The sequence below is a fragment of the Streptomyces sp. NPDC045022 genome (assembly GCF_056432605.1).
On record NZ_JBWKIR010000001.1, the window covers coordinates 41,245 to 54,410 of the forward strand.

Annotated in this window: 14 protein-coding genes and 1 pseudogene; 8 read left to right on the top strand and 7 right to left on the bottom strand. The window is 73.1% G+C overall.

The genetic code is table 11. From position 1 onward, the window contains the following. Window positions 1-68: 68 nt before the first annotated feature. From AC07C1_RS00240 to AC07C1_RS00250, 3 genes and pseudogenes are all read right to left on the bottom strand, one after another. Window positions 69-542, bottom strand: coding sequence for an NUDIX hydrolase (locus AC07C1_RS00240; RefSeq protein ID WP_478935880.1), 474 nt, complete (start codon window positions 540-542; stop codon window positions 69-71). After that, window positions 539-2,077, bottom strand: a complete 1,539-nt coding sequence (locus AC07C1_RS00245) for an ATP-dependent DNA ligase (protein WP_478935881.1) — start codon at window positions 2,075-2,077, stop codon at window positions 539-541. Before AC07C1_RS00245 ends, AC07C1_RS00240 begins: the two co-directional genes overlap by 4 nt. 379 nt (window positions 2,078-2,456) lie before the next feature. After that, window positions 2,457-2,951, bottom strand: a pseudogene (locus tag AC07C1_RS00250) (FAD-binding protein). A 78-nt stretch (window positions 2,952-3,029) separates the two neighbouring features. Between AC07C1_RS00250 and AC07C1_RS00255 the strand changes: the two are divergent. The 6 genes from AC07C1_RS00255 (at window position 3,030) to AC07C1_RS00280 (ending at window position 8,296) form a co-directional block, all read left to right on the top strand. Beyond that, window positions 3,030-3,617, top strand: a complete 588-nt coding sequence (locus AC07C1_RS00255) for a helix-turn-helix domain-containing protein (protein ID WP_478935882.1) — start codon at window positions 3,030-3,032, stop codon at window positions 3,615-3,617. Window positions 3,618-3,724: 107 nt separating this feature from the next. Beyond that, a complete protein-coding gene (locus AC07C1_RS00260; RefSeq protein WP_478935883.1) occupies window positions 3,725-4,696 on the top strand; it encodes an NADPH:quinone oxidoreductase family protein in 972 nt (323 codons plus the stop codon). Then, the gene (locus tag AC07C1_RS00265) at window positions 4,693-5,874 is read left to right on the top strand and encodes an acyl-CoA dehydrogenase family protein (protein ID WP_478935885.1); all 1,182 of its coding nucleotides are present in this window, start codon (window positions 4,693-4,695) and stop codon (window positions 5,872-5,874) included. The genes AC07C1_RS00260 and AC07C1_RS00265 overlap by 4 nt, the downstream gene beginning before the upstream one ends. Beyond that, window positions 5,871-6,953 carry an acyl-CoA dehydrogenase family protein gene (locus AC07C1_RS00270; RefSeq protein WP_478935886.1) on the top strand — a complete coding sequence of 361 codons (1,083 nt, stop codon included), beginning with the start codon at window positions 5,871-5,873 and terminating at the stop codon, window positions 6,951-6,953. The genes AC07C1_RS00265 and AC07C1_RS00270 overlap by 4 nt, the downstream gene beginning before the upstream one ends. A 171-nt stretch (window positions 6,954-7,124) precedes the next feature. Continuing rightward, on the top strand, window positions 7,125-8,000 hold the full coding sequence (locus AC07C1_RS00275; RefSeq protein ID WP_478935887.1) for a phosphatidylinositol-specific phospholipase C/glycerophosphodiester phosphodiesterase family protein: 876 nt from the start codon (window positions 7,125-7,127) through the stop codon (window positions 7,998-8,000). 101 nt (window positions 8,001-8,101) lie between these two features. Beyond that, on the top strand, window positions 8,102-8,296 hold the full coding sequence (locus tag AC07C1_RS00280) for a hypothetical protein (protein ID WP_478935888.1): 195 nt from the start codon (window positions 8,102-8,104) through the stop codon (window positions 8,294-8,296). Window positions 8,297-8,311: 15 nt separating this feature from the next. Here the strand turns inward: AC07C1_RS00280 and AC07C1_RS00285 are convergent, their stop codons facing one another. Together AC07C1_RS00285 and AC07C1_RS00290 are read right to left on the bottom strand one after the other, a co-directional pair. After that, a complete protein-coding gene (locus AC07C1_RS00285) occupies window positions 8,312-9,550 on the bottom strand; it encodes a phosphodiester glycosidase family protein (RefSeq protein WP_478935890.1) in 1,239 nt (412 codons plus the stop codon). Between the two features lie 75 nt (window positions 9,551-9,625). Next, window positions 9,626-9,985 (bottom strand): DUF779 domain-containing protein, encoded by a 360-nt coding sequence (locus AC07C1_RS00290; RefSeq protein WP_478935891.1) that lies wholly within the window; start codon window positions 9,983-9,985, stop codon window positions 9,626-9,628. Window positions 9,986-10,085: 100 nt separating this feature from the next. Between AC07C1_RS00290 and AC07C1_RS00295 the strand changes: the two genes are divergently transcribed. Both AC07C1_RS00295 and AC07C1_RS00300 read left to right on the top strand, forming a co-directional pair. Further along, window positions 10,086-10,550 (top strand): amidohydrolase family protein, encoded by a 465-nt coding sequence (locus AC07C1_RS00295; protein WP_478935893.1) that lies wholly within the window; start codon window positions 10,086-10,088, stop codon window positions 10,548-10,550. Window positions 10,551-10,731: 181 nt separating this feature from the next. Beyond that, window positions 10,732-11,301, top strand: a complete 570-nt coding sequence (locus AC07C1_RS00300) for an amidohydrolase family protein (protein ID WP_478935894.1) — start codon at window positions 10,732-10,734, stop codon at window positions 11,299-11,301. A 96-nt stretch (window positions 11,302-11,397) separates the two neighbouring features. On the opposite strand, the gene AC07C1_RS00305 is transcribed toward AC07C1_RS00300, so the two are convergent. Both AC07C1_RS00305 and sbnA read right to left on the bottom strand, forming a co-directional pair. Continuing rightward, complete coding sequence (locus tag AC07C1_RS00305) at window positions 11,398-12,036, bottom strand: DedA family protein (protein ID WP_478935895.1); 639 nt, start codon at window positions 12,034-12,036, stop codon at window positions 11,398-11,400. 90 nt (window positions 12,037-12,126) lie between these two features. Next, complete coding sequence (sbnA, locus tag AC07C1_RS00310) at window positions 12,127-13,155, bottom strand: 2,3-diaminopropionate biosynthesis protein SbnA (RefSeq protein WP_478935896.1); 1,029 nt, start codon at window positions 13,153-13,155, stop codon at window positions 12,127-12,129. Window positions 13,156-13,166 lie beyond the last annotated feature (11 nt).

Sequence of the window (13,166 nt, forward strand, 5' to 3'; positions counted from 1 at the left end):
CTCCCTGGGAGCGGGCTTGCTTCGACCTTCGCGCGCGGCACGGCCGATCGCAACGCGTGAGGTCCTGTTCAGCCCGAGTGCTCCGCCAGCCGGTCGAGAAACGCGGCCTGAGCCGGGATGATCACGTCATGGGCCCGGTCCAGACCGAGCCACGCCACCCGGTCCAGTTCGGGGAACTCCTGCCTCCGGCCGGACCTCGGCGGCCACTCCATGGTGAAGGTCCCGGGCTTGATCGACTCCGGGTCGAGGTCCGCCTCGACCGCCCATGCCGTGACGATCTTGCCGTTCGCCTGCACGACCTCGCCGAGGGGCACGGTCTCCCCGTCGGGCGGCGCGAGCCCCAGCTCCTCCTGGAACTCCCGCCGGGCCGCCTCCCAGGCCGGCTCGTCCGGCTCGTACTCGCCCTTGGGCACGGTCCACGCGCCCGCGTCCTTCTTCGCGAAGAACGGGCCGCCCATATGGCCGAGCAACACCTCCAGCCCCTCGTCGGTGTGCCGGAACAACAACAGACCCGCGCTGCGTTTCGTCGCACGCACCGTCACGGCTTGACCTCCGGGTGGGCCGCCAGCAGGGCCTCCACGGTATCGGCCTCCTCGGGCCGTTTGTCCTCGCGGTAGCGGATCACGCGGGCGAAACGGAGGGTGACGCCGGCCGGGTAGCGGGAGGAGCGCTGCAGACCGTCGTAGGCGATCTCCACGACGAGTTCGGGGCGGACCCGGACCACCCAGCCGTTGTCCTCGACCGCCAGTTCTCGCAGCCGCTCGGTCTGCCAGGCGAGCATGGCGTCCGTCATGCCCTTGAAGGTCTTGCCGAGCATCGCGAAGGTGCCGTCAGGGTTGCGGGCGCCGAGGTGGAGGTTGGAGAGCTTGCCGGTGCGGCGGCCGTGGCCCCACTCGGCGGCCAGCACGACCAGGTCGAGGGTGTGGACGGGTTTGACCTTCAGCCAGGAGGCACCGCGCCGGCCCGCGCTGTACGGCGCGTCCAGCGCCTTGACCACCACGCCCTCGTGGCCGCGGGCCAGGGTGTCGGCGAGGAACCGTTCGGCCTCCGGGATGTCCGGTGACCCGGAGGCCACGGTGCGCCGGACCCGCATCGGCTCGGGCACCAGCCGGGCCAGCTCCGCGTGCCGTTCGGTGAAGGGCAGGTCGAGGAGGTCGCGGCCGTCGACGGAGAGGGCGTCGAAGAAGACGGGGGAGACCGGCACCTCCTCGGCGGCCTTCGCCACGTCCGTCCGGGAACCGACCCGGCCCGCCGTCTCCTGGAAGGACCGGGGCCGGCCCGCGGCGTCGAAGGAGATCACCTCGCCGTCCAGGATGAAACGCTCGCCCCGCAACTCCAGCGCGGCGGCGGCCACTTCGGGGAGCCGGTCGGTGATGTCATCCAGGGTGCGGGTGTGGATGCGGATTGCGTCGCCGTCCCGGTGGACCTGGACCCGGATGCCGTCCAGCTTCTCCTCCACCGCGCAGGCGCCCAGCTTCTCCACCGCCTCGGCGACCGAGGAGGCGCTGTGCGCCAGCATCGGCAGCACCGGGCGGCCCACGGTGAGCCGGAACCGGTCCAGCGATCCGGGCCCCTCGCCGAGCAGGGCCTGGGCCACCGTCTGCAGTGACCCGGCCAGCATCACCGCCCGGCGTACGTCCGCCGGATCCGCGCCGGTCGCCTGCGCGAGCCCCTCCACGGCGACCGCGTCCAGCGCGCCCTGCCGGACCTCGCCGGTGAGCAGGCCGAGCAGGAAGCGCTGCTCCTCCTCGGTGGCCGCGCCCATCAGCTCGCCGACGATCCGGGCCCGCTCCACCTGGGAGCCGGGCCCGGCCACCTTGCCCAGCTCGGAGAGCCGGGCGTCGACCTCCCGGACGGTGAGACCGGGCTCGCCGGCGGGCGGCACCCGGCGGCCGAGCACCTTCCAGCCGACCCCGAGCCGGCCCTGCGGCAGCCGCCCGGCCAGATAGGGGATGACGATCGGCACGTCGTCCGCCTCCGCCTCCCGGAACAGCTCCGCGAGCAGCGCGGTCTTGCGGGACCGGGCCGCCGTGGCGGCCACCTCCCGGGACACCTGGGCGAGCCGGGTCAGCAGCATGCAGTCATCGTGCACCGGGGGCGCGGGGTTCACACCCCGCACGGCCGCGTCGAGGTGTCCGTTCCCGTACGGGCCGTGTCGAGGTGTTCGCGGTCGCAGGTCTGCGTTGAGGTGTTCGCGGTCGCACGGCTGCGAAGAGGCGTCCGTTTCCGCGCGGCCGGGACGCGGCGTTCACGGCTGTAGGTCGCGTGGGAGGGTCGGTGCCCGCGAGGCCGCGTCGACGTGTCCGTGCCGTGCGGCCGTGCCGGGGTGTCCGTTGCCGCGCGGCCCGGGACGCGGCGTTCACAGCGCGGCTGCGTGGGAGGGCGTCAGTGCCCGCACGGCGTGTCGAGGTGTCCGTGCGGCCGGGTGTCCGCTCCCGTACGGCCCCGCGCGAGGTCTACGCCCGGGCGGCCGTGTCCAGGTCGGCGAAGAGCAGCTCCCCGTTGATCGCGGCGCCCGGCCGGTAGCCCCGGCTGACCGCGGTCGCCCCTGCTCGGCGAACCCGCTCGCGTTGCCCGCCGCCCACAGCCCGGGCACGCTCGTCAGCCCCCGCTCGTCGATCACCGGGCAGGCGCCGAAGGGCGTCTCGGCCAGCTCCGCGCCCAGCCGGACGAGCAGGTCGTTGTTCGGTACGGCGCGTGGGGCGGCGTACAGCACCTCGCGATCGTGGACCGTGCCGTCCGCGAGCCGGACTCCGGGGAGCCGGTCGTCGGTGAGCCGGTCGTCGGTGACGACGAGTTCCGCGCCCCCGCTGCAGGTGAGTGGACGGCGCGTTGCGCGGCTCGCCCGCGTCGGCGACCAGCGTGCGACGCCGGGCCCGGCCCGGCACCAGGGCGGCGGACAGGCCGGCCGCGCCGCCTCCGACGACGACCACTTCACAGGTCTCGGCCATGGCGACCACCTCCGCTCCCGGCGGTTGCCCAGCCTCTGCCGTATTGACAAATGACTTTGCCGAACCTGCAATTCCGTCATGAGTACCGACGACGTCCTCGTGGAGGTGGGTCCACGGCTGCGGCGGATCCGGAAGGAGCGGGAGGTGACCCTGGCGGCACTGTCCGAGGCCACCGGCATCTCGGTCAGCACCCTGTCCCGGCTGGAGTCCGGCCTGCGCAAGCCCAGCCTGGAGCTGCTGCTGCCCATCGCCCAGGCCCATCAGGTCCCGCTCGACGAGCTGGTCGGTGCCCCTCCGGTCGGCGACCCCCGGGTGCGGGCCAAGCCCGTCCAGCGGCACGGCCGTACCTTCTGGCCGCTGACCCGCCAGCCCGGTGGCCTCCAGGCCTTCAAGGTTCTCGAACCGCGGCGCCAGGAGGAGCCGGAGCCGCGGAGCCACGAGGGCTACGAGTGGCTGTACGTGCTCTCGGGACGGCTGAGGGTCGTCCTCGGTGAGCACGACGTCGTGCTGTCGGCCGGGGAGGCGGCCGAGTTCGACACCCGGGTGCCGCACTGGTTCGGGTCCACGGGGGAGGGGCCGGTGGAGTTCCTGAGCCTGTTCGGACCGCAGGGGGAGAGGATGCACGTACGGGCGCGGCCGGCAACCGGGAAGGGCGCCGGGAAGTGACGCACGCGACGGTGGCCGGAACTCGGCAGACTGTTCCCTGATCGGCAAGCGACCGCTTAGTATGCCGTCGGACCCGGTCAGACGAAGCAGTCCCGTGGAGGCCCCGCATGCAGGCATGGCAAGTGCACGAGAACGGCGAGCCGAGCGAGGTGATGCGCCTGGCGGAGGTGGAGCGGCCCACGCCAGGTGACGGCCAGGTGCTGCTGCGCGTGCGTGCGGCCAACATCAATTTCCCGGACGCGCTGATGTGCCGGGGCCAGTACCAGGTACGTCCGCCGCTGCCCTTCACGCCGGGCGTGGAGATCTGCGGCGAGACCGAGGACGGCCGCCGGGTGCTCGCCAACCCCACGCTGCCGTACGGCGGCTTCGCCGAGTACGCCGTCGCGGACGCCCGCGCCCTGCTGCCCGCCCCCGAGTCGCTGGACGACGCGGAGGCCGCGGCGCTGCACATCGGCTACCAGACGGGCTGGTTCGGCCTGCACCGCCGGGCCCACCTGGAAGCGGGGGAGACGCTGCTCGTGCACGCCGCGGCCGGTGGTGTCGGCAGCGCGGCCGTGCAGCTCGGCAAGGCGGCCGGGGCCACCGTGATCGGCGTGGTCGGTGGCGCGGAGAAGGCCGCCGTCGCCCGGGAGCTGGGCTGCGACGTGGTGGTGGACCGCCGCTGCGAGGACGTGGTCGCGGCCGTGAAGGAGGCCACCGGCGGCCGGGGCGCCGATGTGATCTACGACCCCGTCGGCGGCGAGGCCTACGCCCAGTCCGCCAAGCTGGTCGCCTTCGAGGGCCGGATCGTCGTCGTCGGCTTCGCCAGCGGCACCATCCCGAGCCCCGCGCTGAACCACGCCCTGGTGAAGAACTACTCGATCGCGGGCCTCCACTGGGGCCTGTACAACACCAAGAACCCCAAGCTGGTTCTGCACTGTCACGAGCAGCTCACCGAGCTGGCCGCGCGGGGTGCGATCAAGCCGCTGGTGAGCGAGCGGGTGCCGCTGGGCGACGCCGCCGCGGCCGTACAGCGGGTCGCCGACGGCGTGACCACCGGCCGAGTGGCCGTCGTCCCGGAGAAGGGAGCCACCGCATGACCGACATCGAGGAACTGCGCAACCTCACAAGGGAGTTGCTCGCAGCGCACCCGCCCGCCGAGACGGACCACCTGGAGTTCCTTCAGGCCCGCTTCGACGCCGGCCTGGCCTGGGTGCACTACCCGGAGGGTCTCGGTGGCCTGGGTGTCCCGCGCTCCCTCCAGACCGCCGTGGACGCCGAGCTGGAGGCCGCGGGCGCGCCCGACAACGACCCCCGGCGCATCGGCATCGGCCTCGGCATGGCCGCGCCGACGATCCTGAAGTACGGCACACAGGAGCAGAAGCGGCGCTATCTGAGGCCCCTGTGGACGGGTGAGGAGGTCTGGTGCCAGCTCTTCAGCGAGCCGGGCGCCGGTTCCGACCTGGCCGCACTCCGTACCCGGGCCGTGCGTGAGGGCGACGACTGGGTGGTCAACGGGCAGAAGGTGTGGACGTCCAGCGCCCACGTCGCCCGCTGGGCCATCCTCATCGCCCGCACCGACCCGGACGTGCCCAAGCACGCCGGCATCACCTACTTCATCTGCGACATGACCGACCCCGGCGTCGAGGTACGGCCGCTGCGGCAGATCACCGGCGAGGCCGAGTTCAACGAGGTCTTCCTGACCGACGTCCGCATCCCCGACTCCCGCCGCCTCGGCGAGGTCGGCGACGGCTGGCGGGTCGCCCAGACCACGCTGATGAACGAGCGCGTCTCCATCGGCGGCATGCGGCTGCCCCGTGAAGGCGGCATGATCGGCCCGATCGCCGCGACCTGGCGGGAACGCCCCGACCTGCGCACCCACGACCTGCACCAGCGGCTGCTGAAGCTGTGGGTGGAGTCCGAGGTCTCCCGCCTCACCGCCGAACGCCTGCGCCAGCAGCTCGTCGCCGGGCAGCCCGGCTACGAGGGCTCCGGCATGAAGCTCTCCTTCGCCCGACTCAACCAGGAGATCAGCGGCCTGGAGGTCGAACTCCGCGGCGAGGAAGGCCTGTTGTACGACGACTGGACCATGCGCCGGCCCGAGCTGGTCGACTTCACCGGTCGTGACGCCGGCTACCGCTACCTGCGCTCCAAGGGCAACAGCATCGAGGGCGGGACCAACGAGGTCCTGCTGAACATCGTCGCCGAGCGCGTCCTGGGCCTGCCCGCCGAGCCGCGCACTGACAAGGACGTCGCCTGGAAGGACCTGGCCCGATGAGTGCACAGCCGGATCTGCTCTACTCCGAGGAGGAAGAGGCGCTGCGCGCCGCCGTCCGTGACCTGCTCACGGACCACTGCGCCGCCGCGGACGTCATCGCCCGCAGCGAGTCGGACGCCCCGCACGACCTCGCCCTGTGGAAGTCCCTCGCCGACGGTATGGGTCTCGCCGGGCTCCTTGTCCCCGAGGCGCAGGGCGGCCAGGGCGCGTCCCACCGTGAAGTGGCCGTGGTGCTGGAGGAGCTGGGGCGCGCGGTCGCCCCCGTGCCGTATCTCACCAGCGCCGTCGTGGCCACCGAGGCCCTGCTCGCCTGTGGCGACGAGGAGCTGCTCGGGCAGTTGGCCTCCGGGCGGACCATCGGCGCCCTCGCGGTGGGACTGCACCGTGCTCCCGGCGCCGCCTTCCCGGTCGTACGCGCCGAGAACGGCACCCTGCACGGCGAACTGACCGGCATCGCGGACGCCGCCGTCGCCGACGTCCTGCTCGTCCCGGCCCACGACGGCGGCCTGTACGCCGTGGCCGCCGCCGCCGTGACGGTCACCCCGCAGGTCTCCCTGGACCTGACCCGCCCGCTGGCCACCATCACCCTCGACGGTGCCGCCGCCCGCCGCGTCGGCGACGCCGAACCCGCCGTACGCCGGGCCCTGCGCGCCGCCGCCGGACAGCTCGCCTCCGAGCAACTCGGCGTGGCCGACTGGGCGCTGACCGAGACGGTCCGGTACCTGAAGGACCGCAAGCAGTTCAACCGGCCGGTCGGCGGGTTCCAGGCGCTCAAGCACCGGCTCGCCCAGCTGTGGCTGGAGGTCGTCAACCTCCGGGCCGCCGCACGCGCGGCCGCCGACGCCCTTACGACGGGCGAGGACACCGAGACCACGGTGGCCGTCGCCCAGGCCTACGCGGCTCCCGTCGCCGTCCACGCCACCGAGGAGGCGGTGCAACTGCACGGCGGCATCGGCATGACCTGGGAACACCCGGCCCACCTGTATCTGAAGCGGGCCAAGGCCGACTCGATCGCCTACGGCACGGCGGGCGCCCACCGCGAGGCGCTGGCCCGGCTGGTCGATCTCCAGGCACCCTGACACACCACGATGAAGCCCGCCCCACCTGGGGCGGGCTTTTTCGTGTACCCGCTCCGGTGAAGTGAACAGAGGGCGGCGGTCCCGCCAACTCCACGTCCACGAGGGGTCGTTGGGCGGCAAGCGCACGCATACTCTCCCCGGTCCCATCCGGCACCTCAAGGGAGGCAGCGCATGGCCCTCACCACCCGCCGCAGAGCCCTCACCACCCTCGGCGCCGCCCTCGCCGGCACGGTCGTCCTGCCCGCCGCGCAGGCCCGGGCGGCCGGCAGCCACCGCGGCGGCCACCGCGGCGGACGCCCGTTGTGGCACGCCCACGCCCACAACGACTACGAGCACCCGCGCCCACTCTTCGACGCGCTCGACCACCGCTTCGGCAGCGTCGAGGCCGACATCTTCCTCGTCGGCGACCAGCTCCTCATCGGCCACGAGGCCGGCGAGCTGGACCCGGCCCGCACCCTGGAATCCCTCTACCTCGACCCGCTCGCCGCCCGCGTGAAGGCCCATCGCGGGTCGGTGTACCGGGGTTGGCGACGACCGCTGCAACTCCTCATCGACATCAAGACCGAGGGGTCGTCGACGTACCTGGAACTCGACCGCCACCTCAGGCGCTACCCGCACCTGTTCACCCGGTACGCGCACGGCCGCGTCCACCCCGGTCCGGTCACCGCCGTCGTCTCCGGCGACCGCGCGGCCCGTACGCCGATGGAGGCGCAGACCGAGCGCCGCGCCTTCTACGACGGCCGGCTCACCGACCTCGGCAGCGGCGCCCCCGCCTCCTTCGCCCCGCTGATCAGCGACAACTGGACGCTGAACTTCACCTGGCTGGGCGACGGGCCCTTCCCGGACGCGGAGCGGCAGAAGCTGCGTGGCACCACCGCCGCCGCCCATGCGCGGGGGCAGCGGATCCGCTTCTGGGCGACCCCGGACGCGGCCGGCCCGGCCCGGGACGCCCTGTGGGCGGAACTGCTCGCCGGGGGCGTCGACTACCTCAACACCGACGACCTCGCCGGACTCGGGGCCTTCCTCGACGCCCACCCCTCCGCGTAAGACCACACGATCGGAGGACACGTCAGCCGCCCGGCGGACCCCTCCGCTACGCCACACTTGCGGCCGAACGCCGCTCATGGGCGTGGCGGAGGAGGTTCCCGATGGCCATTTCCATCTCTGTGGTGCTGCTGCTCCTGATTCTGGCCGTGGTCTTCATGCGCAACGGCGCGCTGAAGATCTCCCACGCCGTGGTCTGCATGCTGCTCGGCTTCTATCTGGCCAGCACGAGCATGGCGCCCACCATCCACAGCGGGCTCACCGCGACCGCGGACCTGGTGAGCAGCCTGCGGCCCTGAGGCCGCAGGGCCGGATCAGCCGGCCGAGAAGACCCCGATACCGTTCGGTACCGGGCGCTCGGCGCCGCCGCTCGGATGGTTGCGGACCGTCACGGCGGTGGCGTCCGCGCCGCGGGTGACCAGCTCCGTGGAGCCGCCGCCGTCGAGGTTGAACGCGTCGGAGGCACCCAGCGTCCGCATCGTGTCCGCCTCCTCCGCGACGGTCATGCCGGACCGGTAGTCCACGGCCCCGTCCAGCGCCAGGATCAGCAGCTGCTGTCCGCCGCCCTTGAAGCCCACGACCGTGCGCACCGCCGAGGTGGCGTCGTCCAGGCCGGACAGCGGCTTGCCGCCGCGCACGACGGGGAAGCCGCCGATCGCGAACGCGTACGGCACCCCGGACGTGGCCGCCACCAGGGTGTGGGTGACGGTCACCGGGTCACCGGCCGAGAGTTCGCGCAGCTGCTGCGCGCCCTCCTCGCGACCCACCAGGACCGTGGTGTCCGCGGGGATCGGGCCGCTGCCCGGGGCGTCGGACACGGAGACCACCCGGCCGCCCCTCACCTTCACCTCGTAGGTGTCGGTGCTGCACGGTGCCGCCCGCTGGGTGTCGGTGCCGCAGACGGCGCGCTCCCGGGCGGCGCTGCCCCACTTCGCGGTGAAGGCGCCGACGGAGTTCACGGGGAGCGCGTACTGGTTGAGGCCCTTGAGGGGCAGCCGGCCCTCCGGAGTGCCGACGGAGCCGACGAGGGAGAGGCGGTCCAGGCGGGCCCGCCGGTCGGTGCCCACGCCGAAGACGTCCTGGGTGTTCGTTCCGGAGGGGAGTGCGGGCCCGAACCGCTGGCCCGTGGGCACCGCCGCCTTGAGCACCTGCCCGTCCGCGACGGCCGGCCCGACGGGCGCGCCGGTGGCCGCCACGCCCGGGTGCTGGGTCTCGGTGATGTTGAAGAAGTCACCGTTGACCCCCGCGACCGCCCCGGCCGAGTCCGCCAGCCCGGAGACGGTGGCCCGGGCCGCCACCGCACCGGGGTGCAGCAGGTCGACCCGGACATGCGGATTGCCCAGATCGACCGTGACGAGATGCGCGTGCGCGGTACCCGCGGCCGCGTCGATGTCGAACTGCCGGTAGGTGACGCCCGGCGCGATCCGCCGCCCTGCCGGTGCGGCACCGGCCGGTGCCGCACCCGCCAGGGCCGCACCGGCCAGCACACCGAACGCCGTGACCGCCGTGAGAACCGCTCTGCCCGCTGCCGCCCGCCTGCGACGTCTGGTCACCGTGCCCCCTGATGTCTCGTCAACTGCCCGTGCCCCTAAGGGCAGTGCACCAGACCACGGGGACCGATGGGCCGACTAGGCGTCGACTACGCGAGAACGGGTGAGAAAACGCACCCCCTCGGGTGCTTCCAGCGAGAAACCGCTGCCCCGTCCGGGTACGACGTCGATGATCAGCCGGGTGTGGCTCCACGCCTGGTACTGGCTCCGCGACATCCAGAAGGTGACGGGCTCCTCGACGCCCTCCACCGCCAGCTCCGCCAGCAGCACGTCGGAGCCGCCGGTGCGGAACTCGCCGTCCGGGTAGCACATGGGCGCGCTGCCGTCGCAGCAGCCGCCGGACTGGTGGAACATCAGCGGACCGTGCTCGGCGCGCAGCCGGCGCACCAGCTCCGCGGCCCGCGGGGTGAGTTCGACGCGGGGGACTACCTCTTCCATGTCACCGTCCTGGAGAGCGGGGGCCTTGGACCCGGTCCAGTCTCACGGACGGTCACGAACCCGTCCAGAAGGCGCCGTTGCTCGCCCTGACGGGTCAGCGATGGCTGAGCACGTTGACCACGCGGCCGCCCGGATCGACCTGTTCGCCGCACACTCGCTGCCGGCCAGCGAACGGGCGCTGGAACTGGCCGGCGTCGACGGACCGCGCGCCTTCGACCAGGGCTCGCAGATCGTCTGCGACAGCGACGGCCGGCCCACCGGGCTGCTGCTGGAGGACGCCGCCTGCGAACTCGTCGAGGCCGTCGCCCCCCGGCCCAGCGAGGCCCAGATACGCACCCGCACCGCTCAGGTGCTGAGTGCCATGGCCGCGTCCGGCCTCACCGGCGGGCACGCCATGGACGCCAACGGGGACCGCCTCGCCGTCTACGCCGCACTGGAGGCCGAGGACGCTCTGCCCCTGCGGCTGCGGATCGGCCCTGGTGCCGGCCCGAGGCGGACGACACCGCCGCCGACCTCGTCCGGCTGCAGGGCACCGGCGGCACGCTGTGGCGGGTGGCGGGCGTGAAGCTGTTCATGGACGGCACCACCGACAACGGCACCGCCTGGCTCGAAACGCCCGACTGCCACGGCGGTTCGGCCCACGCCTACTGGCCCGCCCCGCGGCGCTACACCCAGGTGATCGCGGCCCTGCACCACACCGGCGTGCCCACGGCCACCCACGCGATCGGCGACGCGGCGGTGCGCGTGTGCTCGACTCCGTCGAGCAGGCACAGACGGACGGCCCGGGAGCGGAGCGGGGAGCGGTACGCCATCGCGTCGAGCACATCGAGACCGTTCCCGACGACACCGTACGACGCTTCGCGCCGCTCGGGGTGGCGGCCTCCATGCAGCTCACCCACCGCTGCGAGTTCACCCGGGCGGCCCACCGGCAACTGGTCGCGCAGGCTAGGCGAGGAGCGGGCCGGGCGCGCGTTCCGCTGCCTGACCTGTGGGAGGCCGGAGCGCGCGTCGTCCTCGGCTCCGACTGGCCCATCGCCCCCTACCCGCCCCTCCAGGTCATGGCCGGCGCCCGGCACCGGCGCCCGGCCGGCCTCTCCCTGCTCCCGCACGGCCCTGACCAGGCCCTCACCGCCCTGCGGGCACTCCGGGGCATGACCGTGAACGCGGCCTGGGCCGCGGGGGGAGGAGCACCGGGCCAGGCTCGCCGTAGGCCACCGTGCCGACCTCACGGTGCTGGCCGAAGACCCGCCGGCCGTACCCGGCACCGACCTGGCCGAGCTGCCGGTCGTGCTCACGGTGGTGGGGGGGACGGGTGACCCACCGGGCGGCGGATCTGTAGCGCGCCGGGCCGGCCGTGCGCCGGGAGCGGGAGGGGCGGGCGGCTCACGGCGGGGACCGGACCGGCGGGCGGCTCAGGGCGGGGACCGGCGGTGTTCCCGGTGCGCGCGCCGGGCCTCTACCAGCAGCGGCAGCAGCGAGAGGACGACGACCGCGGCGACCAGCGGCAGCAGATAGTCGTCGACGTGCGGGACGGAGGCACCGAGGGTGTACCCGGCGAGGACCAGCGTCTGCGACCACAGGACGCCGCCCACGGCCTGCCAGAGCGTGAAGGTCCGGGTGGGCACGCGGAGCGCACCGGCCACGGGGTGCAGGACCGTCCGCAGCACCGGCACGAACCGGCCGATCACCAGCGCCTTGCCGTAGCCGTACCGGGCCAGCAGCTTTTCCGCCCGCACCGCCGCCTCACCCACCCGCCGGTGGGTCGTGCGCGCCAGCAGGGCCCGCCCGCCGTGCCGGCCGATCAGGTACCCCACCTGCGCACCGGCCACCGCTCCGACGGCCGCGCACACCAGCACCTGCCACAGCGACAGTCGCGGCGCCTGGTGAGCGCTCCCCGCGCACAGCACCCCGGCCGGGAACAGCAGCGTGTCACCGGGCAGGAAGAAGCCGACGACCAGCAGACCCGACTCCGCGAAGATCACCGCCAGGACGCCCAGCGCGCCGAACGCGGCCAGCACCGAGGCGCTGTCCATCGGGTTGACGGCGATCACCGGCCGAGCCTCCTGGCCTCCTCGCTGAGCTACTGGTTCCACCAGCATCGCGCGCCCGCGGAGAAACCGCCCGGCCGCTCGGGCGACCCGCTACGGTCTGCGTCGGCGGCCCGGCGCCCGTGAGGCCGGCTTGACCTCCTCCGGTGCGGTGCTCGCCTCCTCGGAGTCGAGTATGTGATCGCCGTACAGGTCCTGCAGCCAGTTGGACTGGTAGACGGTGTCGAGGTAGCGCTCGCCGAGATCCGGCGCGATGGCCACCGCGGTGAGCTCACCGCCGGCGTCATGCCGTGCCAGCCAGTCCGTCGCACCGCTGACCACCGTCCCGGTGGAGCCGCCGAACAGGAAACCACGCCGGGCCATGCGGTGGCAGGTGCGGATGGTGTCCGCCTCTTCCACCCGGATCACCTCGTCCACATAGGACTCGTCGAGCAGCGGCGGGCGCATGCTCATCCCCAGGCCGGGGATCATCCGGCGGCCGGGCTCGCCGCCGAAGGCCACCGAGCCCACGCTGTCCACGGCGACGATCCGCACCGGCCGGTGCCACTGCCGGAAGTAGCGTGCGCAACCCATCAGGGTTCCGGTGGTGCCCGTTCCGACGAAGAGGACGTCCAGTTCGGGGAATTTGCCGGCGATCTCCGGGGCCGTCGTGCGGTAATGCGCCCGCCAGTTGCCCGCATTGGTGTACTGGCTGAGCCAGACGTACCGCTCGTCGGACGCGCACAGTGCACGGACGTAGTCGATCCGCATGCCCAGGAAGCCGCCGTTGGAGTCCTGGTCGGCCACGACATGCACCTCGCTGCCGAGTGCCTCCATGAGCAGTCTGGTCGACAGGTTGCAACGGGAGTCCGTCACACACAGGAACCGGTAACCCTTGCTCGCGGCGATCATGCTGAGCGCCACGCCCAGGTTTCCGGACGAGGACTCGACGAGGATGGAATCCGGGGTCAGTACTCCCTCACGCTCGGCCGTCTCCACCATCTCGTTCGCGGCCTTCAGCTTGATGGAGCCGGCGAAGTTGAAGCCTTCGCACTTCAGGTAGAGCGGGTATCCGCAGATCGACGCGAGGTCGACGAAGAGATGGCCTTCGTTGAAGGCGTAGGGAGCCGATATGACAGGCACGGCGGGCCTCC